Consider the following 22,259-nt stretch of genomic DNA (forward strand, 5'->3'; position numbering starts at 1 on the left):
CCTTGATTATTTTCTTTAAACTTAGTAGATGCCTTATAGTATAACACTTAATGATTTTTTTTTCAAAATTTAGTATAATAGCATAAAGGACGTGTAAAATGCTATTTCCCAACTTAAATCCCAATTCAAAAACCCCCCTTTATGAGCAACTCTACCTCCACATCAAGGAGGAGATCCATAAGGGGAACTTAAAAAAAGACCAACAACTCCCATCCAAAAGAGCCCTGGCAGGTTTTTTAAATATTTCCATCAACACCATTACCGATGCCTATGAGCAATTGGTGGATGAGGGTTATTTAAGGAGCCTGGAAAGAAGGGGTTATTTTGTAGAGGACCTCAACCTCCAATATGTGGAGCAAGGGGTGGGGAAGTTTGACAACCTGGCAGAGGCCAAGGAGGCCCACCGGGTAAATTTTTCCTTTAATACCGTAGACGAGGACCTCTTTCCCTATACCATTTGGCGGAAGTGTTACCGGGACGCCGTAGCCAAAGACAGCCAGCTTTTAAACGACCCCAACCCCAGGGGGAGCCTGGGCCTAAGGGTGGAAATAGCCAAGTACATTTACAGTTCCAGGGGGGCAGATGTCAGTCCCCAGCAAATTATCATCAGTGCCGGAACGGAATTTTTGCTCTTTCTCATTAACCAACTGGTGCCCCGGGATACGGTTTTTGCCGTGGAAGACCCGGGCTATGAACGATTGAGCCATATTTTTGAAGTGGGGGGTCGGGAGTTTTTGCCCATTTCCTTGGATGAAGCGGGAATGAAGACCCGGGACCTGGAGAGAAGTCCAGCCACCATTGCCTGCGTCACCCCCTCCCACCAATTTCCCACAGGTTGCATCATGCCCCTGGCCCGGCGGATGGACCTTTTAGACTGGGCCCAAAAAAGAGAGGACCAATATATTTTAGAAGACGACTACGATTCAGAATTCCGCTACAGCGGCCGGCCCATTCCCTCCCTCAAGAGTATGGACCGGGGGGACCGGGTCATCTATATGGGGTCCTTTTCCAAGTGTATTTCCCCGTCTTTGCGCATTTCCTACATGGTTCTGCCTAAAAAGCTTTTGGAAATCTACCAAAACAAGCTGACGGTATTCCAATGCCCAGTTTCGGCCTCTAGCCAAAGGGCCTTGGAGATTTTTATCAAGACGGGGTCTTTTGAAAAGCACTTAAACCGGATGCGGAACCACTATCGGAAAAAAAGGGAAGTCTTTGTCAAGAGCCTGGAAAAATACTTTCCCCAGGGGCAAGTCCAAGGGGAAGAGGCGGGACTCCACCTCCTCCTCCACCTGGCCAGCCCCTTGGATGAAGAAAGTCTGGTCCAGGGCCTGCTAGAAAAAGGCTACTTCCTTAGGGGGCTCAATGAATTTCGGGCCAAGGGGTCCAAGAGTGCCAGCCCAACCCTGGTTTTGGGTTTTGGTAGCCTGGACCTTGATGAGATTGATGGCAGTATCCGGGACTTGAAAGAAGATATTGCCAGAATGGAGGCAGAATATTGAAAAAATGGACAAAACTGATCATCCTCCTTCTGGTCTTGGGAGGACTTTTGACCTATCTTGTTTGGCCAAAAAACCATGTAAAAACCACCAAACTCCTTTGGAAAAAAGAAATCAATGGGGAGATCCAGGAGGCCAAGGCCATGGACCAAGCCGTTGCCGTTTGGGACGGAGACTACCTCTACCTCTACGACCTCAAGGGTCAGTTGCTTCAGAAGGTGGACCGGAGCCGGGAAAACTTAAAGGCCCAAATCGCCCAAAGCCACATCTACCTCTACCGACCTGGAGACAAGATGCTGGAGATTTTAGATAAAAATGGAAAAACAGAAACCATAGTCAACTTAAAAGAAGACCTCTTCCAGGTCCAGGAGGAAGATGGCCAAACCATCATCCATTGCAAGGCGGACAACCATGAAGTCCTCTACCTGGTTAAGGGCAAGACCACAGAACAAATCTTCCAAACCGACAACTTTATCCTGCAATTTGATGTCCATAGCAAGGATGACTTTGCCGTGAGCGAATTGTCCACCTCAGCTTCGGGCTACAAGACCCGGGTCTACCGCAAGGATTCTGCCATGGACAAGTTCGACTTTCCCTCGGAAGTGGGCATGGGCCTCTACAAGGGGAAAAAAGTCACCTACCTTATGACGGAAAAACAGCTGGTGAAAATCTACAAGGACCAAGTGACCCATGTAGATATTCCCCTGGCTTCCGGTGTGGTCTTTAGGGAAAAAGAAGTCCACATCCTCCACAGCGGGATTATTACCAGCTACAATAAAAATTTGGAGGAAAAGGGCAAACATATCCTATCCATGAATGCCAAAGACTTCTTTGACAACCAAGGCAGCCTCTATGCCACAGCAGAAGGAGAAGTGGCCGGCAACCTAACGGATAAAGAAGTCTTTTACCAACCCCTGGGCAAGGAAATGGATGCCACTCATGTTTACAAGGATATTCTTGTATCCTACCAGGACCAAAACCTTTGGGTCCACCAACTCGTCAACCAATAAAATTAAAAGGAGGCTTTCAATGTTAGTTTATCAAGTGGGGGATAAGATCACCTTAAAAAAAGGCCACCCATGTGGCGAAAACCTCTGGGAGATTCTAAGAACCGGTGTGGACATAAAACTCAAGTGCACCGGCTGCCAGCATACCATCTGGCTATCCCGTCTGGACTTTGAAAAACGGGTCCGAAAAATCCAAGAAGGAGACAAGCTGGTGAGTATTGTCCACCATAAAAAAGAAGACTAGGCCATAGGGCCTAGAAAATAGGGGAACTGGCAGGCGGAATTTGTGCTTGCCAGTTTTTCTTCCATATTTTTACGTAAGAATAGATAAGGAGAATCAGGATATGAAAGTGAAAAAAATTGGCATTGTCAGCCTATCCAGTGGAATCTTAGGAGAAGACTTTATCCAACATGAAGTCAAGCTGGGAAAGGAAAGATTGGAGAAAATGGGCCTGGACATAGTTTTTTTGCCCCATGCCCTAAAGGGAATGGACTATCTTAAAAACCACCCCGAAGCCAGGGCCCAGGACCTTATAGAGGCCTTTCAAGACGACTCCATCGACATGGTCTTGTGTGCCATTGGAGGGGAAGATACCTACAGGCTCCTGCCCTATTTATTTGAAAAAGACCAGTTAAAAGAGGCAGTTCAAGAAAAGATCTTCTTAGGATTTTCCGACACCACCATCAACCACCTTATGCTCCATAAGCTGGGGCTTAAGACCTTTTACGGCCAGGCCTTCCTCCCGGATATTTGTGAATTGGCCCAGGACATGCTCCCCTATACGGAAAGTTACTTTAAGGAATTAATTGAGACAGGGACTATTAAGGAAATCCGGCCCAGCAAGTTGTGGTACCGGGAAAGACAAGACTTTAGTGAAAAGAGTCTGGGCCAAGCAATGGAAAGCTACCCGGATACAGGTTTTGAACTCTTGAAGGGTCCGGGAGAATTCAAGGGAAAGATCCTAGGAGGCTGTATCGAGTCCATCTATACCCTATTCGACAATTCCCGTTTTGAAGATACGGTGGATTTATGTGAAAAATACCAGCTTTTTCCCAAACTAGAAGATTGGAGGGGAAAAATCCTCCTCTTGGAGACCAGTGAAGAAAAGTCCCAACCTGCCCTCTACCGGAAGATGGTCCGGGCCTTAAAGGACTATGGGCTTTTTGACCAAGTTCAGGGGGTCTTGCTGGGTAAAGCTCAAGACAAGGTCTACTATGAAGACTACAAGAAAATTTTACTGGAAGAGCTCCAAGACAAGGACCTGTCCCTTGTCTACAACATCAATGTAGGCCATGCCACACCTCGTTGTATTGTCCCCTTTGGCCTGGAGGCGGAAGTCAATATAAAAGACCAAGTCATCCGCTTTGAATCTTAAGAGCAAAGAAAAACCACCCCTAGGGGTGGTTTTTTATCAATAGGGAACTCTTATTCATCAACCAGGTGGTTGTGATTTCTTTCTAAGACCCGGTTCATTTCTTCGATTTTTCTTTTTTCAGCCAGGTAAATCAAAATCCAGATGACAAAATAAATCAGGATGAAGATACCCAGGGAGATAAAGACGCTGGGAGTATTGGGGAACCAACGAAGGTAAAAACCAATAAAGACAAAGTAGGCAAAAATCAAAAGAAAGTGGATGGCCGTTGCCTTGAAGAGGGATTTATTATTTTTCTTTGGGAAGAATTGTTCTCCCAAAAGAGAGACAAGTCCAAAGCCTCCATAGAGGAGAGTTTGGATGATTTTTACAAAAACTGGAGAGGGGTGGGATGCCATAAAGGCTGGAGTCCCGATAAAAACTTGGCCATAGATTAAGCTAAAAAGACATTCCATTAAGCTTCCAATCCCCACACCCAGGACAAAGGCTGGAATTATTTTTCGTAGAGTTTTCATACATACCTCCTAAAGCCCAAGGGCTTCTTTAAAATTTTTTAGACTTCTTCTGGAAACATAGGTTACTTGACCATTTTTTAATTCCAAGGCAATGGTTCCGGAAAAGGATAAGTCCAAGCTCTTGACATAGTCCAGGTTGACAATTTCTGACCGGGATATTTTAATGAATTGCTTTTTTGGCAGCCGGTCTTCTAATTGGTAAAGGCGTAGGCGGGTGGTGTAGGTATTGTTCATTGTATCTAGATAGATCTTGTTGTCCAGTCCATAAAAGCGGAGGATGTCCCTGTAGGCTAGAATTTCAACATCGTCGCCAGAAAAGGCTGTAATCTTGTCTTGGGGGTGACCCAGGACCTGGTCCTTGATCCAATCTATTTCCTTGGAATAGGTCTTGGCATAAATTTTTACAGTGGTTTCTTCGTACTGGTCATCAATAAAGATTTCGACATTCATAAGAGCCTCCCTTCAAGTATTATTCTAGCAGGAAGGGACCGGATTTCCAGCCCTTTCTGGTAAGCGGTTGTTTTTCTAAGGGGAACGGTCTTGAAAAAGGAAATCCCCCAATGATAGGATAAAAAAAGAAGCCATGGAAACTCTATCCATGGCTCTTTTTCCTTGCTAAAGGACCTTAAAAGCGGTTTTCGTGAATTTTTTCGTCAATGGGGAATTCCTTCCGGGTCCGGACTCTTTCATCCTTTTTCCCAATGGAAAGAATACCCAGGGCGCCATAATTGTCGGGGATATTAAAATAGTCCCGGACATAAGCTTCGGCATCTTCATTCTTGTCCGTGGTATTGTCGTGGAATGGGAGATAGCCGGCTTGGTAGCCTTCCTCTTGGACCAAAAGGTCTAGGTAGGCCGTAGTCATGGCAGCTTCTTGAACCCAATACTTGCAGACATCCTTGTTGGCAACAATTAAAACAGCCAGGGGGGCGTCGGCCAAGTGCTTGGCACCAAAGCGGTCCATGGCAGCCAGGTAGGCAAAATCTTCCTTTTCACTGACCACAATAAATTCCACAGGGTGGGCATTGGCATTGGATGGAGCCATGGAGGCGTACATCAAAAGTTCCTTTAGTGTTTCCAGGGGCATTTTTTCATCGGTGAAACGGCGAACCGTTCTACGCTTTATAATGGTATCTTTAAGCATTTAATCCCTTCCTTTCCTGGTACTTATACCCAGATTTGATAATAAATATCCAAAACTTAAAAATCTTAAGTTAAAGAACAGGTTCTTTTCACAAAAACTTCATATTTAAAAGCTATCATGAAGACAATAAAGAAAGGAAGGAGAAAAAATGGACCGAGAACCATTAAAAAACCAAGACTATTATGACCTGGAGGCAGCAGCCTACAGGCAAAGAAAAAAAGATAAAAAGAAACAAAGACGAGGGACCATTGCCTTGGCCCTGGTTTGCTCCCTAGTAGGGGGCCTGGTAGGGGCAGGACTTATGAATGCCCTAAGACCCCCAGCCATGACCGGAACTAGTCCAGCTCCTGGACAAAAAATTCAAATCCAGGCTTCCGATGATGCCAGTATTGGCCAGGCAGTAGCGGCCAAGGCCATGGATTCAGTGGTGGGAATTACCACAGAAAGTGTCCAAAACACCTTTTTCGGTCCCATGGCTGTCAAGGGGTCGGGATCTGGTTTTATCGTAGATAAAAAGGGCTATATCGTAACCAATGCCCATGTAGTGGCCAACCGGACCAAAAATACCGTTACGGCTCTTTTTAATGATGGATCCCAAGAGGAGGCCCAAGTCCTATGGGAGGATCCCAGCTTGGACCTGGCTATCTTAAAGGTCAATGCCAAGAAAGACCTTTCTCCTGTAGACCTGGGGGATTCTGACAAGATCGCCATTGGAGAACCAGCCATTGCCATTGGAAACCCCCTGGGTCTGGACCTACAAAGGTCTGTGACCAAGGGAATCATTTCAGGCTTGAACCGGTCTGTAGGGTCTGGCCAAGGCAACTATATTGATGGCTTAATTCAAACCGACGCCTCCATTAATGAAGGAAACTCCGGTGGACCCCTCTTTAATAGCCAAGGCCAAGTCATTGGGATCAACACAGCCAAGATTTCCTCGGCAGAAGGTCTGGGCTTCTCCATTCCCATCAACACCCTAAAGCCCATTCTTGACCAAGTCATCCAAACAGGCAGCTTTAAAAGTGTCAGCTTAGGCGTTGTGGTAGCCAATCCTGAAACGGTGGAAGACCACTACCGGGTCAAGCTGGGAGTCAAGGAAGGAGCCTTTGTCATGGATGTCTATCCTGGTGGAGCAGCAGCTGAGGCCGGCCTAAGACAAGGAGATATCATCACCCAATTGGGAGACCAGGCCATTAAAGATACCAATAGCCTGAAAAAACTGATGTATTCCTACAAGTTAGGGGACAAGGTTAAAATTAAGTATATCCGTAATAAAAAAGAAAGGGAGGCAGAAGTGACCTTCCAAGAAAGTCAAGACCTTCAAAAAAGGACTAAAAGCCAAGACCAGGGACAAGACCAAGTACCGAACTTTGGCGGATCCTTTTTTGGCCAATAAAAAAACCGACTCCAAAAGGAGCCGGTATGGAAAGAGACCCAAAAGGGTCTCTTTTTCTTATTCAAAATACCAGATAATACGGTTGTCCTTGTCTGTCCGGGGGTATAGGCGGTAGTTGCCATTATTCCAAAATTTATCAATATCTTTTTTACTATACCTTCCCTTGAAGTAGTTATAAAACTCATCATAACTTCTAAAGTAATCTCTATAGTCATAATACCAACCATAGCCTTGATTCCATAGATCATCAATCTCTTTATTGCTGTAACCCCGGTCCTTGTAGTAGCGGTAGAAGTCCCGGTAGTCTGTATAGGAGCGGTTGCTAGGGAAGAAGTTTAAGGGGTCTTTTCCATTGTTCCAAAAATGGAGGATTTGGTCATTTGAATAGCCCCGGCCCTTGTAGTAGTTGTAAAAATCGTCGTAGTTGGCAGAGTTACGATACCAATAGGAATAGCGGCCAGCTTCCTTGTTCCAAAGGTCTTCAACTTGCTTTTCACTATAGCCTAGACCTCGATAGTAGCGGTAAAAGTCATTGTAGCTGGTCCAATTGGCCCAATAAGATCCAGTCCTTTGGTCAATCTTATCTGGATTGCGGTAACCCCGGTCCCAAAGGTCCTTGACTTGGTCCAGACTGTAGCCCTTGGTTAGCATCTTGTCTTTGAAGATATTGTAGTCGCTAGCATCTAGGGCATAGCCAAACTTGTCCTTACTTGTAGTGGTTTGACTGCTGGTAGTTGGAGAGGGGACATATTGACTTCCCAACTTATCATTGGCAGCCTTTAAGACAACAGAAAATTCAGCCCGGGTTAAAAATCCAGCGGGGTCAAATTCCCTGTTGGGTTTTCCCACCATGATGCCCTTTTGGACAAGGGCTCCAACTTCTCCAGGATTCCGGATAAGGTCCCTGTCGGAAAAGTCTCTAGCTGCATCGGGTTGGGCAGAAAGATTGTAGACCTTGGCTAGGATTCTTGCAGCCTCATCCCGGCTAATGGCAGACATGGCTTGGAGGGTTCCGGTATAGTCGGAAATGTAGCCAAAGGCCACAGCCTTACGGACATCCTCATAAAACCACATGTTGGGTGTTACGTCGGTAAAGTGGATGTCGGCCTTACGGGTCAAGCCAAAGTATTGGTTGACCATCCGGTAAAATTCACCCTTGGAGATGGTAGCATCTGGAGAGAAATGGTTGGCATTGACTCCGGAAACAATTCCCTTATCATAGGCCCAGACAATTTGATCCTTGGCCCAATGGTGGTCCACATCATGGAAGGGGTGGGCCAAAACCGGGCTCACTAGACCCAAGACAAGACAGGATGTCAATGGAATTAAGTATTTTTTACGAAGAGTTTTCATTATTTTTCCTCCTGTGTTTATTTGTGATTTGCTTTCTGTTTAATATATACCACAGGAGAAGTCTTTTAAGCAAAAAAATATTTTTTACAATGATAGTTATTATCTTGACATTAGTTTACAAATTCTATACAATATCCACATACAAGTAAATAGTGCTGTATTTTGGAGTTTAGAACCAAATTGAATGAGGGGAAATAGGTGCAAGTCCTATGCGGTCCCGCCACTGTAAAGCCAGGCTACCTCTACAGTATTGGAATTTAAGCGAGTGACTTAAGAATGGAAGGAAGTATGGAGATTCTAGGTCTACATACTTTTTTTTATTAAAGAAGGGAATGGTTTAGCCTGATAAACTCCAAAATCACAAACCAGAAAAGGAGAATGTGATGAAAAAGAAAACCCAAAGACTCTTGGCAATTCTTTGCCTATTTGCCCTAGCCCTAGGCTTAAGTGCTTGTGGCAAGGGAGGAGCAGGTGGAGATGCAGCGTCCAATGACACTCTAACTATCCCCTTCAACGAGGACCCAGTAGGAGATTTAAACCCACATATGTACCTACCCAGCCAATTCGTAACCCAAGATATGGTTTATGAAGGCTTGGTATACTATGGAGAAGGCGGAGAAATCAAACCCTCCCTGGCAGAATCCTGGGATATTTCAGAAGATGGAAAGACCTATACCTTCCATTTAAGAAAGGGTGTTAAGTTCTCAGATGGATCTGACTTCAACGCACAAAACGTTGAAAAGAACTTCAAGACCATCTTTTCTGAAGAAAACAAGCCTAACCACAACTGGTTTACCTTCACCAACTACCTGGATACCTTCAAGGCAGTAGACGACTACACCTTTGAATTAACCCTAAGCAAGCCCTATTCAGCAGCTCTTTATGACCTGGCTATGATTCGCCCCATCCGTATGTTAGGGGATGCAGGCTTCCCAGATGATGGAGATACTGCCAAGGGAATCAAGGCTCCTATCGGAACCGGTCCTTGGGTTTTAAAAGACCACAAAGATAACGAATATGCAACTTTTGTACAAAACGAATACTACTGGGGTGAAAAACCTGGCGTAAAAGAAGTAACCATTAAGGCCATTCCTGATGCAGAAACCACAGCCTTGGAATTTGAAGCAGGAAACCTGGATATGGTATATGGAAACGGCTTAATCAGCCTAGACCGTTTCACCACTTACAAAAATGATGACAAGTATGTAGCTGAAAGCTCTGACCCAATGTCCACTCGGCTGATCCTATTCAACACATCTAGAGGTCCCCTAAAAGACCTTGCTGTTCGTAAGGCCTTAAGTCATGCCGTTGACAAGGAAAGTGTTTCTAAAAACATCTTTGGCGGAGTTGAACAACCAGCCGACACCCTTTTTGCTAAGAACGTACCAAATACCGATGTTCCAGTAGAAATTTACGACTACAAGCTAGAAGAAGCAGAAAAACTCCTAGACCAAGCCGGTTGGGTCAAAGGATCCGATGGAATTCGGGAAAAAGATGGTCAAAAATTAAAACTTGTCTTCCCCTTTGTTGCAAGTAAAAACAGCGACAAGAGCCTGGCAGAATATGTCCAAGGTGAATGGAAAAAACTTGGTGTAGACGTTGAACTCAATGCTCTGGAAGAAAAAACCCACTGGTCCAATGCAGCCAAGGGTGACTTTGACCTTATGGTAAACTACACCTGGGGTGCTCCATGGGATCCCCATGCCGTCCTACAAGCCATGACTGTTGAATCTGAAAATGGAAGCCCTGACAATGCAGCTCAAAAGGGTCTACCCATGAGAGATAAACTCCATGACACCATCAACAAGCTTTTGGTAGAACCGGACCAAAACAAGATGAAGGAAGACTATGCTTACGTTTTAAAAACTTTAAACGAACAAGCAGTTTATATTCCCGTCACCTACCAAGCTCTTACTTGCGTCTACCGGGCCGGCGAATTGGAAAATGTTAAATTCATGCCTGAAGAAAACCGCCTCCCCGTTTTTTCAACAAGTAAAGCTCATGATAACAAGTAAGTCAAAAGGGATAGTGGAAACTATCCCTTTTCTTTTATTTAAAGGGAGTCAACTATGTCTCTAATGAAGAAAAATCCCCTGGCCAAGGGCCTGGGAAAAATCATCTTATTCTTTTTAACCCTGGTAGTGATTTCTATCTTTACCTTTGTCTTGGTCAAGATACAACCGGGAGACCCAGCAGCCAACTATCTTAGAACCATCCACGTAGGGATTAATGATGAAAGTTTGGCTCGGGCCAGGACCTATTTAAACCTGGACAAGCCGGTAACCAAGCAATACACCATGTGGCTGGGCAAGGCCGTCAAGGGAGACCTGGGCAATTCCTATGTCAAAAAATGGCCCGTCCTCCACGTTATGGCCAATGCCACCATCCCCACCCTGCAATTGGGGGCGGTGTCCTTTGTCCTTCTTTTAATTTTTTCCAGTCTGGGAGGCTTTTTAGCCGCCATCTACAATAAAAGCTGGGTGGACAAGCTGGTCCAAGGCCTGTCCTTCCTCTTTGTATCCATTCCTGTCTTTTGGCTGGGCTACATGCTGATTTTATTTTTTTCAGTTAAACTACAAATTTTACCCAGCTCAGGTCGGGGAGGCTTTGCCAACTACATCCTGCCGGCCATTTGCTTGAACCTGCCCCTGGTGGGCCAAACCAGTCTATTTATCCGCAATGTCCTCTTGGAAGAAATGGCCAAGCCCCATGTGGAAAATGCCCTGGTTCGGGGAGTGGATAGAAAGTATATCCTAAAAAACCACCTCTTGAACAACATAAAAATCCCTCTTATGACGGTCTTATCGTCCAATATCATGTATGTTATTTCAGGAAGTGTCTTAATTGAAGAGGTCTTTGCCTGGCCCGGACTGGGTCGGATGTTTGTAGGGGCCGTTCGGACTTCGGACCTACCCTTGATCCAAGGGTCCCTTCTTCTTTTTGGTCTCATGGCCATCATCCTAAATGGAGGCACCCAAAGCCTGATCTACTTTATTAACCCGAGAACGAGACTGGGAGGTAAGGAATGAAAAAACCAATTCTTTTTTATATAGCTCTATCCATGGCCCTGACCCTGGTCTTTATTGCCATCTTCGCCAAATATCTGGCCCCCTACAATCCTGAATTTGTAGAACTATCAGCCAAGCTTCAACTGCCTGGACCGGACCATTGGTTGGGAACAGACCACATGGGTCGGGACGTTTTTTCCAGACTGGTAACTGGGACCCAGCTGTCCCTAAGTATTGCCGGAATCGTGACCTTGATTAACTTGTGCATTGGCGTTCCCTTGGGGCTCATGGTGGGCTGGGCCGGTGGAGGCGTAGAAAAAACTTTCACCTGGTTAACCAACATCGTTTTGGCCTTTCCTCCCTTCCTCTTGTCCATGGCCTTTGCAGGAATTTTGGGCCAAGGACTGGGTAACATCATCATTGCTGTTTCGTCTGTCGGCTGGGTTCCCTATGCCCGGGTCATTCGGAACATGGTGGTTTTAATGAAGGACCAAGAATACGTCTTGGGAGCTAAAACCATGGGGGCACCTGTACCCTATATCCTTAGAGTTCACATCCTGCCCTTTGTCTTTAAACCCATTTTAATTATGGCCTTGATGAGTATTGGAGAAGTGGTCATGATGATTTCCGGATTTTCCTTCCTGGGCATTGGGGTCCAACCCAATGTGTCCGAATGGGGCATGATGCTCAACGACGCCAAGTCCTATATCCGGTCCATTCCAGGCCTGGCCATCTATCCAGGTATGGCTATTTTAATTACAGTCGTGACCTTTAACCTCTTAGGTGAATACCTAAAGAAACAAGAAAGGGTTGACCTATGGAGAGACTAATTGTCAAGGACCTGACCCTAGAAATCAAGGATAGGGTCCTCTTAAACCATTTAAATTTTGAATTAGAAGCCCACGAATCCTTGGGCATTGTAGGGGAAAGCGGCAGCGGTAAGACCCTCTTTTCTAGGCTCTTAATCGGCCGAAAACCCCAAGGAGCAGACATTCAAGGAGAATTGACCTATCGGGATTGGGATATTTTAAAATTAAAGGAAAAAGACTGGCAAGAAATCCGGGGACGGAAAATTGCCTACATTGCCCAAAACCCCCATGGCCTCTTTAATGAAATGCAAACCATAGAGTCCCATGGACTGGAAGTTCTAACCAGCCTTTTAAAAATATCAAAAGACCAGGCCCGGGAGAAGTTCGTCCAAGCCATGGAAGACTTCAACTTGGAAAACAGCCGGGACCTTTTGAAAAAATACCCCTTCCAACTCAGTGGAGGGATGCTCCAAAGGGTTATGCTGGCCATGATGATGGAATTAAACCCCTACATGGTCATTGCCGATGAACCCACCTCAGCCCTGGACAGTTGGAATGCAGAAAATGTAGCCGACCTCTTGAGAATTTGCAAGAGCAAGGGGACCCAACTTTTGGTCATCACCCATGACTACCGGCTTCTCAAGGGCCTGGTAGACCGGATCGTCATCCTGAAAAAAGGCGACCTCATTGAAAGTGGTCCCTTGGAAGAAGTGTTAAAAAACCCCAAGAGCGAGTACGGAAAGGCCCTGCTGGCCCCTAGAACCTATAAGCGCTACCGAGATATACCAGAAAAGAGGGATTATGGATTTAAAGATTGAAAAACTAACAAAATCCTATAATGGAAGAACCGTTTTAAAATCGGTGGACCTGGAAGTGAAGGACTCTACCTGTCTGGGAATCATGGGAGAAAGCGGCAGTGGCAAGTCCACCCTGGGACGGTTGATTGTTGGATTGGAAAAACCCGACGGGGGACAAATCTACTTTGACGACAAAACTGTCAAAGAACGGACCCGTGTTGAAAGAAGACAGCTCCGTAAAAAGGTACAAGTGGTTTTTCAAAACGCCTATGGAGCCGTAAACCCCAACTTTACCATGAGAATGGTCATGGAAGAACCCTTTAAATTCATGGACCAAAAGCTGGACAAAAAAGACCAGGAGGAAAAAATCAGAAAGACCCTGGACCAAGTGGGCCTGGGCCACCTCAACCTAGAGGAAAATGCTCGAAGACTCAGCGGGGGTCAAGTTCAAAGACTCTGCATCGCCCGGGCCCTGATCCAAGAGCCGGAGATCCTCCTTTTGGACGAAGCCCTAAGTGGCTTGGACTACCTGGTTCAAAAACAACTCCTCCAACTCCTGGCCCATATCAAGGAAAGGCACAATTTAAGCTACCTCTTTATCGTCCATGACTTCCTACTGGCCTATGGCCTTTGCGACCAAGTCATTATCATGGACCAAGGAGAAATCGTCGACCGCTTGGACATCCAAGAAGGTCACGAAATTAAAAAACCCACCCACCCCATGTCCGTCAAACTTTTGGGAGACTTCTTCAAACAAGGAAGAGATAGTAATTCCAAGTGATATTTGATATAATAAATAAAAAAACGAGGAGGTTTTTTTATGGATGATGGTGGGGGGGTTAGTCTACCACTCTTAATCATAATTATTTTAACAATTGTAAATGGTCTTTTTTCTGCAGCAGAGATGGCGTTGATTTCGTCCAACAAGGGAAAAATACAAGAAAAAGAAGAAGACGGGTCCAGGAAGGCCCGCCTGCTCTTAAAGGTAACCAGCAAGCAAAAACAATTTTTGTCCACCATCCAGGTAGGGATTGTCCTGACAGGCTTTTATGCAGCCGGCCTAGCCGCCAAGGACCTGGCCCCCTATATGGCCCGCCATTGGGGATTGCATTCCGGCCTGGCCTTTGTCCTGGTGATTTTTGTCCTGTCCTTTTTCTCCATCCTCTTTGGGGAATTAATTCCCAAGCGGATTGCCTTGAGAGCACCGGAAAAAGTAGGCCTAAGCCTGGTATCCTTTATTGAAATTTTCCGGATTATCAGCCTACCCTTTGTGGGCCTCCTATCTATCCTAACAGGATTTTTCCTCAAGATTACAGGGAACTATTCCGACGATGTGGAAGAGCAAATTTCCGAAGAAGAATTGAAATCCTACATCCGGGTGGGGAAAGAGCAAGGTGTTATCAACCTGTCCGGGGAAGAAATGATGGTTTCCATTATGGACTTTGACGACATCAAGGCCTATGAAATCATGACCCCCAGGACAGACCTCTACATGATTGATTATGACGAATTTACCACAGATACCATTTCAGAGATGCTGAAAACCGGCTATTCCAGAGCCCCAGTCTACCAGGAAGACACAGACAACATCATTGGCACCATCTACATCAAGGACATTTTTGTGGAATACGCCAAGAGCCAGTACAAGACCATCAACATCGACAAGATCCTGAAAGAACCCTACTTCGTTCCCGAAAGTAAAAATGTGGACCGGCTCCTAAAAGAGCTTCAATCCACCAAAAACTACATCGCCATTTTAATTGACGAGTACGGGGGATTTTCCGGCATGGTCACCATGGAAGACATTGTGGAAGAAATCGTGGGAGACATTGAAGACGAGTACGACACCGTAGACCAGGGTATTGAGCAAATCAATGCCCATACCTACATCATCGACGGGTCCATGGACCTGGACGACATTAATGACGCCATCCACACCGACTTTGCCTCGGAAAACCACGAAACCCTGTCGGGGCTTACCATTGAACTTCTGGGCTTTATCCCGGATAAAGATGACAAGCAGCCCCACCAGGTCATCTATAAGAACCAAAACATCCTAACGATTTTAAGCGTCAAGGACAAGAGAATCGAAAAAGTTCAAGTGGAATGCTTGGACCAAGCTAAGCACTAGGGAACTAGTGCTTATTTTTATTGATGACTTTAGTCAGTTGAGCACGCGAAGCGTGCGAAACAAAAAACTACCCGCTATGCGGGTAGGCAACAAAAGGTTATACCAAAAAATCACCTCAGCATTATAATAGAGTTGTTCAGACCTAAAATAATGAAGAGGTGACTTAAATGGCTCAAAAGGCAAATTCATTATCACACACAAAGTGGATGTGTAAATATCATATTGTCTTTACACCAAAGTATAGACGAAAAATAGTATTTAATCAATACCGAGATAGTTTGGGAGAAATATTTAGGACATTTAATGCCAGATCATGTGCATATGTTAGTTAGTATTCCCCCAAAAATATCAGTGTCAAGTTTCATGGGATACTTGAAAGGAAAAAGTGCACTAATGATGTTTGACAAGCATGCAAACCTAAAATACAAATTTGGAAACAGACATTTTTGGGCAGAGGGATATTATGTAAGTACGGTAGGATTGAATGAGCAAACAATAGCAAAGTATATAAGAGAGCAAGAGCAACACGACATAGCAATGGATAAATTAAGTGTAAAAGAATACGAAGATCCATTCAAAAGAAGATGAAGTAAAGCCCTTTCAGGGCTAGCTAAAGAGGCAAAAACAATAAGGTTTGAACAAAGTGAAAACCAGCGCCTTGAGACGCTGGTTGGTATTACTCGGGCTTATAGCCCGTGATCAAACCACCCGTTTGACGGGTGGTTATGATGAGAAAATGGGAAGAATAGAAAAAAGATACACTATAAACTTTTGTCTATATTTCGAACGAATTTTTCAAAAACCAGTCCCATTTTAAAAGTATATGTGCTATAATAAACTCAAGTGAATAAAAGGATAGCTAATAAAATGGTTTGCCTAGCAATGAAAAGAGAATTGTGTGGAAATCACAAACGGTCCGGCCACTGTAAACGAGGAGCCTTACTAACCACTGAGAAATTGGGAAGGGAAGTAAATGATGCGATGATTCGTAAGTCAGGAGAACTGCCATTTTATTTGTGTGATACCTTCTTGGACTAGGGTGTGCATATAAGCAATAAACAATTTAGAATTCAACACAGGAGCCTGTGTGTAAAGCCCTAAGCAAGTTTTTTTGCCTAGGGTTTTTTTGTGCTTAACGCCCAAAAATTTAGCTGGAGGTGAGGAGCGGGTGAAAAAAACCAAAGAAGAAGTAAGCGAAAGAGAAAACAAGCTGCTAAATTTAATTCGGCAGACCAGTTTCGGAGAAGTAAAGATCATCATCCAAGATGGAGAACCCATTCGGGTGGAAGAAGTGAAAAAGTCCATAAAACTTTAATGTACATATATTGACCGGACAACCGGAGATATAGGGATAGAATTCCTATGTCTCCGGTTGTTTTTATGAGAAAGGAGAAAAAATGAAGAAAAAAATACTAGCCAGCCTGCTGGCAGGGATTATCTTAGCAACATCCATCTTGCCTACAGCCAGCTTTGCCCAGGAAGACCTGGGAATGGAAAGGACCCAAGTTCAAGAAACAAGCCAGGAAGATAAGGGGCCGGTTTCCAAAGACTTAGCCCAATTACGTTTTTTTGTAGATGGAAAAGAATATTTTCTTAGGTACCCCTTCCGAAGAGATGAAAAAGAGTATCGGATAGCCCTACCCGCTGGGACCAAAGAAGTGACCATTCGAGCGATTCCTGCCGATGCTAGGGCCAAAGTTTGGTTAGGAGCAGGAGAAGACGCAAAGGAAATTCAAGGAGACTATGTCTACAAGTTAAAGGACACAAATCCTTCAAAAGCTGAAGGCTATAGAAATAAATTTACAAACTTTGCCAATATCTATGTTTCAAAGGACAAACCAGATGAACAAGAAAAAAAATATATAATTGCCCTTGATGTCGCAGGAGACCCAGACCCTGTCATCACTGGAGTCAAAAGTCACTATGTCTTCAAACGCTTTGAAAAAGTCACCCGGGAAGACCTATTAAAGGGTGTGAAAGCCTATGACGAAGAAGAAGACATTACTTCTGAAATAACCATTGGGGAAGCTAAAAATTGGAAAGACGGCCAGTTTGACACCCAATATCTAACACCGAGCCCCCAATATCTTCGCTTTAAAGTCTCGACCCGAAGAGGACAAACCGCCTATATTGATACCAAATATTCCGTAGTGAAGGAAGGGGATGAAAAAGACCAAGTCGCTCCCGTCCTTTTCATTCCAAATAAAACTGTAACCTGCTATGAAGGGGATGTTTTCACTAAAGAAGACCTCTTAAAAGGCATAACCGCTTATGATGACGTGGATAAGGATTTAACAGACCAAATCCAAGTAGAACCTGAAATTTTAAAAATTGAAAATGTGGATTACTACCCCCAAGGGACTCTTCAAAATTTTTTTGTTACTTATACAGTTCAAGATAAGGCAGGAAACAAAACAAGCGAAAGAGTTATTTATGAAGCAAAAAAAACCTGGGGAGGTCTTGACCAAGAGGTAAAAAAGCAAAAGATTCAAGACCTATTAGAAAAAATAGCTCCTTCTTATTATGGAACAGGAGGGGGAGGTCAAGAAGACTGGGATGTTGTCAACCTGGCCATTTATGGTCAAAATTTTATAAATACGTCAAAGCTTTTAACCAGTGCCCAAGACCTAATTAAAAAGCCAAATTCAGGGACAGACTATGAACGAACGATTTTGGCTTTGACCGCAGCGGGCTTTGATGTCCAAAATTTTAAAACAAAAGAAGGGAAAAAGGTTAATTTAATTGAAAGCCTGGCAAATTATAAGGCTATGGAAGCTGAAAGGACAACCACTAATAATTATATCTTTGCCCTCTTGGCCTATGATTCTGGCAACTATAAGCTGCCAAAGGATGCTCGGTGGACTAGGGAGCGTTTAATCCGGCTCCTTCTGGACCGTCAATTGCCCTATGGGGGTTGGGATCTTTACAATCCCGGAAATAATTTAGGACCAGACACCACCGCCATGGCCATTCAAGCCTTGGCCCCCTATAAAGACCAAGCAGAGGTAAAAAAAGCCATAGACAAGGCTCTAGATACCCTGTCAAGCTACCGGTCCAAGGACTTTGGCTACTATAGTGCTCAAAATGTAGAGACTTCAGAAACAACAGCCCAAGTCTTACTGGCCTTGGTTTCTATGGGAATTGATCCAAAAGATGACCCGAGATTCTCCTACCATAAACAAGATGTAGTAGATGGCCTCTTGTCCTTTGTTACAGGGGACCAAGACTTTACCCACACAAAGGTTGCCCAAGGAGGTTATGCTGTAGGACCAAATTCCATGTCCACCCAACAAGCCTTCCAAGCCCTAGCCGCCTACCAAAACTTTAAGGAAAGAGGAGGTAAGGCTCCTTATTACCCCTTCCGCTTTAAAGATTTTAGTCAAGAAAAACCGGAAGATAACCCAAGTAAACCCGATAAGCCCATTGATCCTGATACTGTTGTTACCCTAAGAGATTTAGAAATTCTTTCCCTACCCTACAAAACCACCTATGAAGAAGGAGAAGAACCCAGCCTAGACGGGTTAAAGGTCCGGGCCAGTTATTCCGACGGGACTAGCAAAGTTCTGGACAATAGAGATTTGAATGTCTTTGATTTTTCCACCTCTTCCTGGAGCCCCAACCGTATTGTAACCATTGCCTATGGTGGACTCAAAACGACCTTTAGCATCCAGGTCAAGGAAAAAGAAGGGGCCCATAAAGACCAAGCCAACATCTTGGTTAAAGACCCCAAGGGGCGGACCTACTTCCCGGCCCAAAACCTATCCATTCGTCCTGGGGAAGATACTGCCTTTTCTCTCTTACAAAAAACCGGCTTAACCTATAAGTACAACTACCACAAGACCTATTCTGGAGTTTACGTATCCGCCATTGAAGGCCTGGCAGAATTTGATGGTGGACCAAACAGTGGTTGGATGTACCGGGTTAATGGTGTCTTTCCTAACCACTCTGCCTCCCTGCACAAGATTTATGCTGGAGACAAGGTAGAATGGCTCTACACTAGAGACTTGGGAAAAGATCTAGGAGCCAAAATAGAAGAAACAGATCATTACACCATTACTGTCCGCCATAACCAAGGGGGAACTGTTGCCCCCTCCGGGTCCATTCAAGTGAAAAAAAATCAAAACTTCACCCTAAGAATCCTCCCGGACAAGGGCTATGTCATTGACAGGGTCCTGGTTGACGGACAAGACCAGGGGAAAATAGAATCCTATTCCTTCTATTCCGTAGACAAGGACCACCGGGTAGATGTAAGCTTCGTCCAAGTAAAAGACGTGGAGACAAAAGAGCCTATAAGGTCAGAAAGTAAAACCTTGCGAGATATTCCCGGCCATTGGGCCCAAGGAGCCATGACCTATTGCCTAGACAAGGGCTATTTTGCCGGCAAGGGAGACGGAACCTTTGGAGCCAACGATCCCGTCAGCCGGGGAGACTTTGTTACCGTTCTAGGCCGTCGAAGAAAGGTTGTAGTAACAGCGGAAAAATCCTTTAAAGACGTAGATCCAAACACCTACTACGGCCCCTATGTAGCCTGGAGTAAAAAGCAAGGCCTAGTCGCAGGCTACCATGGAAACTTCCGACCCAAAGACTCCATGACTCGAGAAGAAATGGCAAAAGTCTTCCAAGAGTATTTAAAGGTAGAAAAGAAAGTAAGTAAAAGAGAAAAACGGACCTTTAAAGACCAAAAGAAGCTCTCCTCTTGGGCAAAGGAATCTGTCGACACCCTAACTTCACAAGGAATTCTAGTAGGAGACCAAAAGGGCAACTTCAACCCCAAACAAACCCTAACCCGGGCCCAAGTCGCCCAAGTCCTCTACCAAATCGACCGGCAATAAAAGCATTGTAAAATTTTGTAGGGGCGACCTAGTGTCGCCCGCAAGGACCAAAACAGAAAATGTAAGAATAAGGGAAAAGTCCGGTTTACAAAATGTAGGGGCGATCCTGTTTATGACCTAGCCCGATGAGAGCGAAGCTCGAATCGTAGGCAGGTTCACAGACAATTGCACCCAAATTAAAATTTGGGCAATTGGTTGTATAAGACCTACTATGGCTCCTTCGTCGCCAAGTTAGGTCTGGAAGATGCAGTCTCACACGGTGAACAAGGACCAAAGGGACGCAGTGAACCGATGTGTAGTTGTAAGTCGCCCGTAAGGACCAAATCAGAAAATATAACAATGAGGGAAAAACCGGTTTACAAAATGTAGGGGCGACCCTTGAAGCCCTAGCCCAAAATCTTCGATTTTGTGGCAGGTCTCATACAAAGAATCTCCAAGAGATGAACCTACAGTTCATCGATTGGAAAGATTCGTCTGTTGTGTCGCCCGTATTGGTAATCAGAATGTTTTTATACAGGGAATAATTCCAATACCCATAATCCCAAAATAAATATATTCGGGATTGTAAATGGGCTGGACAGGCCAGCCCCTACAAAACCATTCATCAGCCTATAGGGGCGACCTGGTGTCGCCCGAAAACACCAAATCAGAAAATATAAAAATGAGGGGAAAGGCCGGTTCATAAAATGTATGGGCGATTCTTGAAGGTCTAGCCCAAAATCTTCGATTTTGCATTGTAGGGGCGACCTGGTGTCGCCCATAAACACCAAAACAAAAATGCAACAATAAGGGAAAGCCAGTCAACAAAATGTAGGGGCGACCCTGTTTATGACCTAGCCCGATGAGAGCGAAGCTCGAATCGTAGGCAGGTTCACAGACAATTGCACCCAAATTAAAATTTGGGCAATTGGTTGTATAAGACCTACTATGGCTCCTTCGTCGCCAAGTTAGGTCTGGAAGATGCAGTCTCACACGGTGAACAAGGACCAAAGGGACGCAGTGAACCGATGTGTAGTTGTAAGTCGCCCATAAAGTAAAGACGCATATTGCCCTGCCAACGAGGAAAGACAGTAGATCTTCCTAACAAGGCTTATCCCCTAAATTAAAAAACAATCACAAACATCTTAACAAGCAAAAGAAAGGAGGTATCTTTATGGTTACATAGAAAAACCCATAAAGAGAAAAATTACAAGAATACCGTAGTAAAGGGGGTGGTTCCCTTGGACAGTTCAGAGAATGTCCGAGAGGACAAAAAAGAAAAATAGGTAAGATGATCACTGCTATTAAGAAATGAATAGCCAATAAAACCCTAGGAGGGATAAAGATGAACAAAAAATTTTGGAGTTATCTATTAGCTCTTGTCATGTTATTTTCAGTTGTTGCCATTCCAGGCCAAGCCCTGGCAAAAGACGCAGATATTAGCAAGGATGTAAAGAAATCTTATATCAAAGCAACAAGCACTTTAGGAAAAGCAGACTATACCACAATTACAACCTTTGGAGGGACTAGTAAAACAGGAAAAACCTATAAAAATGTTGTGCGAGGGAATATATACTATGCTGCCGAAAATGAAGCTGCCTTAAAAAACGTAAAAGTAAACCTAAAAGCACAAAAAAATTATGGTTTTACCTTAAATGGACAAACAGTTCAAGCTGGTGGAAATGCTGATTTTACCCTAGATTTAACTAAAACCAATGTGATTGAACTAAACATTCCTAAAACTGATAAAAAATTTGAAGAAGGCTCCTACACTATTTCAGGAGGAGTTAAAGGACAAACAGTGACTATTAATGTAGGACTAGACGTTTCCAATCCGCAAGCTTGGTTAGATGGGACCTATAAGCCTAAGATGGAAACTCCAGGTCATAAAGGACATAAGGATGAAGCAAAAGTAAGGAATGCTCTGGAAGGTTTTGCACAAGTAGGAGAAACGACAATTGTTGTACCCAAGGGAACTACAGCAACAGAAGTTTTCCGTAAATTTGGAGAAATTAACAAGGTAACGATGGAAGGCTTAGACCAAGGCTATATCCGTCGTATTAACAAGCAAGGCTTTGATCCTATTGGAGAATTTGATATTAACAACTATTCCGGATGGATGTATACAGTAAACTATGCTGTGGATAAAGATGCAAAGGTATTAGATTCTAGTAAATGGTTTATGCCAAATGTTGGCGTTGCAGGACAAACCTTTAATAAGAATGCTGCCATGAGGTGGAACTTTACCATGGCCTATGGTCAAGATATTGACGCTGGTTGGGGAGAACCTGGTGGTGGAGATATGCCTACTGCCCTAAGATCTTACCGTTTTGCCCCATCCATTGAAGACCTTGTTCCCCAATGGGCAAATTCTGGTAGAGTTTTAACACAAGCTAAATAAATTTGGAAGAATATTGCTGAA

The 22,259-nt window shown here is 44.3% G+C and carries 18 protein-coding genes, 1 pseudogene and 2 riboswitches; of the genes and pseudogenes, 15 read left to right on the top strand and 4 right to left on the bottom strand.

Translation table 11 applies throughout. The features are described 5' to 3' along the window. Window positions 1-98: 98 nt before the first annotated feature. From pdxR to BQ7400_RS09475, 4 genes are all read left to right on the top strand, one after another. Window positions 99-1,499: a MocR-like pyridoxine biosynthesis transcription factor PdxR gene (gene pdxR, locus BQ7400_RS09460; RefSeq protein WP_072470303.1), complete on the top strand. Its 1,401-nt coding sequence runs from the start codon at window positions 99-101 to the stop codon at window positions 1,497-1,499. Further along, window positions 1,496-2,506 carry a hypothetical protein gene (locus BQ7400_RS09465; protein WP_072470304.1) on the top strand — a complete coding sequence of 337 codons (1,011 nt, stop codon included), beginning with the start codon at window positions 1,496-1,498 and terminating at the stop codon, window positions 2,504-2,506. The genes pdxR and BQ7400_RS09465 overlap by 4 nt, the downstream gene beginning before the upstream one ends. Before the next feature lie 19 nt (window positions 2,507-2,525). Beyond that, window positions 2,526-2,747 carry a DUF951 domain-containing protein gene (locus BQ7400_RS09470; protein WP_009430404.1) on the top strand — a complete coding sequence of 74 codons (222 nt, stop codon included), beginning with the start codon at window positions 2,526-2,528 and terminating at the stop codon, window positions 2,745-2,747. Window positions 2,748-2,847: 100 nt separating this feature from the next. Beyond that, window positions 2,848-3,879 carry a S66 family peptidase gene (locus tag BQ7400_RS09475; protein ID WP_072470306.1) on the top strand — a complete coding sequence of 344 codons (1,032 nt, stop codon included), beginning with the start codon at window positions 2,848-2,850 and terminating at the stop codon, window positions 3,877-3,879. Window positions 3,880-3,929: 50 nt separating this feature from the next. Here BQ7400_RS09475 and BQ7400_RS09480 read toward each other — a convergent pair whose 3' ends face one another. From BQ7400_RS09480 to BQ7400_RS09490, 3 genes are all read right to left on the bottom strand, one after another. Then, complete coding sequence (locus tag BQ7400_RS09480; protein ID WP_072470308.1) at window positions 3,930-4,391, bottom strand: DUF3021 domain-containing protein; 462 nt, start codon at window positions 4,389-4,391, stop codon at window positions 3,930-3,932. Window positions 4,392-4,400: 9 nt separating this feature from the next. After that, window positions 4,401-4,841, bottom strand: a complete 441-nt coding sequence (locus tag BQ7400_RS09485; protein WP_009431071.1) for a LytTR family DNA-binding domain-containing protein — start codon at window positions 4,839-4,841, stop codon at window positions 4,401-4,403. A gap of 175 nt (window positions 4,842-5,016) precedes the next feature. Next, entirely contained in the window at window positions 5,017-5,535 is a 519-nt protein-coding gene (locus BQ7400_RS09490) for a nitroreductase family protein (protein WP_072470310.1), read from the bottom strand. 148 nt (window positions 5,536-5,683) lie between these two features. Between BQ7400_RS09490 and BQ7400_RS09495 the strand changes: the two genes are divergently transcribed. Further along, complete coding sequence (locus BQ7400_RS09495; protein ID WP_083553327.1) at window positions 5,684-6,928, top strand: S1C family serine protease; 1,245 nt, start codon at window positions 5,684-5,686, stop codon at window positions 6,926-6,928. Between the two features lie 57 nt (window positions 6,929-6,985). Here the strand turns inward: BQ7400_RS09495 and BQ7400_RS09500 are convergent, their stop codons facing one another. Then, window positions 6,986-8,281, bottom strand: a complete 1,296-nt coding sequence (locus tag BQ7400_RS09500; protein ID WP_072470313.1) for an S-layer homology domain-containing protein — start codon at window positions 8,279-8,281, stop codon at window positions 6,986-6,988. 142 nt (window positions 8,282-8,423) lie between these two features. Further along, window positions 8,424-8,541, top strand: a riboswitch (cobalamin riboswitch). A gap of 123 nt (window positions 8,542-8,664) precedes the next feature. Here BQ7400_RS09500 and nikA point away from each other — a divergent pair. The 10 genes and pseudogenes from nikA (at window position 8,665) to BQ7400_RS09550 (ending at window position 22,238) form a co-directional block, all read left to right on the top strand. Further along, a complete protein-coding gene (nikA, locus tag BQ7400_RS09505) occupies window positions 8,665-10,296 on the top strand; it encodes a nickel ABC transporter substrate-binding protein (protein ID WP_072470316.1) in 1,632 nt (543 codons plus the stop codon). Between the two features lie 54 nt (window positions 10,297-10,350). Further along, window positions 10,351-11,310: an ABC transporter permease gene (locus tag BQ7400_RS09510; protein WP_219306820.1), complete on the top strand. Its 960-nt coding sequence runs from the start codon at window positions 10,351-10,353 to the stop codon at window positions 11,308-11,310. Further along, window positions 11,307-12,119, top strand: coding sequence for an ABC transporter permease (locus tag BQ7400_RS09515; RefSeq protein ID WP_072470318.1), 813 nt, complete (start codon window positions 11,307-11,309; stop codon window positions 12,117-12,119). The genes BQ7400_RS09510 and BQ7400_RS09515 overlap by 4 nt, the downstream gene beginning before the upstream one ends. Continuing rightward, a complete protein-coding gene (locus BQ7400_RS09520; RefSeq protein WP_072470320.1) occupies window positions 12,107-12,916 on the top strand; it encodes an ATP-binding cassette domain-containing protein in 810 nt (269 codons plus the stop codon). Before BQ7400_RS09515 ends, BQ7400_RS09520 begins: the two co-directional genes overlap by 13 nt. Then, window positions 12,900-13,676, top strand: coding sequence for an ABC transporter ATP-binding protein (locus BQ7400_RS09525; RefSeq protein ID WP_072470322.1), 777 nt, complete (start codon window positions 12,900-12,902; stop codon window positions 13,674-13,676). The genes BQ7400_RS09520 and BQ7400_RS09525 overlap by 17 nt, the downstream gene beginning before the upstream one ends. 39 nt (window positions 13,677-13,715) lie before the next feature. Next, a complete protein-coding gene (locus BQ7400_RS09530) occupies window positions 13,716-15,026 on the top strand; it encodes a hemolysin family protein (protein WP_072470324.1) in 1,311 nt (436 codons plus the stop codon). Window positions 15,027-15,193: 167 nt separating this feature from the next. Continuing rightward, window positions 15,194-15,614 (top strand): annotated as a pseudogene (tnpA, locus tag BQ7400_RS09535) (IS200/IS605 family transposase). A gap of 263 nt (window positions 15,615-15,877) precedes the next feature. Further along, window positions 15,878-16,050, top strand: a riboswitch (cobalamin riboswitch). Between the two features lie 144 nt (window positions 16,051-16,194). Beyond that, complete coding sequence (locus BQ7400_RS09540; protein WP_034437824.1) at window positions 16,195-16,341, top strand: DUF2292 domain-containing protein; 147 nt, start codon at window positions 16,195-16,197, stop codon at window positions 16,339-16,341. A gap of 82 nt (window positions 16,342-16,423) precedes the next feature. After that, a complete protein-coding gene (locus tag BQ7400_RS09545) occupies window positions 16,424-19,858 on the top strand; it encodes an S-layer homology domain-containing protein (RefSeq protein ID WP_072470326.1) in 3,435 nt (1,144 codons plus the stop codon). A gap of 1,324 nt (window positions 19,859-21,182) precedes the next feature. Then, on the top strand, window positions 21,183-22,238 hold the full coding sequence (locus BQ7400_RS09550; RefSeq protein WP_009431817.1) for a hypothetical protein: 1,056 nt from the start codon (window positions 21,183-21,185) through the stop codon (window positions 22,236-22,238). The last annotated feature ends 21 nt before the right edge of the window (window positions 22,239-22,259 follow it).

It is taken from the genome of Urinicoccus massiliensis, assembly GCF_900120405.1.
GTDB lineage: Bacteria > Bacillota > Clostridia > Tissierellales > Peptoniphilaceae > Urinicoccus > Urinicoccus massiliensis.

Excerpts from the sequence above, each read along its gene's own strand:
- pdxR (WP_072470303.1), top strand. The coding sequence starts at position 99 with ATGCTATTTCCCAACTTAAATCCCAATTCAAAAACCCCCCTTTATGAG.
- BQ7400_RS09470 (WP_009430404.1), top strand. The coding sequence starts at position 2,526 with ATGTTAGTTTATCAAGTGGGGGATAAGATCACCTTAAAAAAAGGCCAC.
- BQ7400_RS09475 (WP_072470306.1), top strand. The coding sequence starts at position 2,848 with ATGAAAGTGAAAAAAATTGGCATTGTCAGCCTATCCAGTGGAATCTTA.
- BQ7400_RS09480 (WP_072470308.1), bottom strand. The coding sequence starts at position 4,391 with ATGAAAACTCTACGAAAAATAATTCCAGCCTTTGTCCTGGGTGTGGGG.
- BQ7400_RS09485 (WP_009431071.1), bottom strand. The coding sequence starts at position 4,841 with ATGAATGTCGAAATCTTTATTGATGACCAGTACGAAGAAACCACTGTA.
- BQ7400_RS09490 (WP_072470310.1), bottom strand. The coding sequence starts at position 5,535 with ATGCTTAAAGATACCATTATAAAGCGTAGAACGGTTCGCCGTTTCACC.
- BQ7400_RS09495 (WP_083553327.1), top strand. The coding sequence starts at position 5,684 with ATGGACCGAGAACCATTAAAAAACCAAGACTATTATGACCTGGAGGCA.
- BQ7400_RS09500 (WP_072470313.1), bottom strand. The coding sequence starts at position 8,281 with ATGAAAACTCTTCGTAAAAAATACTTAATTCCATTGACATCCTGTCTT.
- nikA (WP_072470316.1), top strand. The coding sequence starts at position 8,665 with ATGAAAAAGAAAACCCAAAGACTCTTGGCAATTCTTTGCCTATTTGCC.
- BQ7400_RS09510 (WP_219306820.1), top strand. The coding sequence starts at position 10,351 with ATGTCTCTAATGAAGAAAAATCCCCTGGCCAAGGGCCTGGGAAAAATC.
- BQ7400_RS09515 (WP_072470318.1), top strand. The coding sequence starts at position 11,307 with ATGAAAAAACCAATTCTTTTTTATATAGCTCTATCCATGGCCCTGACC.
- BQ7400_RS09520 (WP_072470320.1), top strand. The coding sequence starts at position 12,107 with ATGGAGAGACTAATTGTCAAGGACCTGACCCTAGAAATCAAGGATAGG.
- BQ7400_RS09525 (WP_072470322.1), top strand. The coding sequence starts at position 12,900 with ATGGATTTAAAGATTGAAAAACTAACAAAATCCTATAATGGAAGAACC.
- BQ7400_RS09530 (WP_072470324.1), top strand. The coding sequence starts at position 13,716 with ATGGATGATGGTGGGGGGGTTAGTCTACCACTCTTAATCATAATTATT.
- BQ7400_RS09545 (WP_072470326.1), top strand. The coding sequence starts at position 16,424 with ATGAAGAAAAAAATACTAGCCAGCCTGCTGGCAGGGATTATCTTAGCA.
- BQ7400_RS09550 (WP_009431817.1), top strand. The coding sequence starts at position 21,183 with ATGAACAAAAAATTTTGGAGTTATCTATTAGCTCTTGTCATGTTATTT.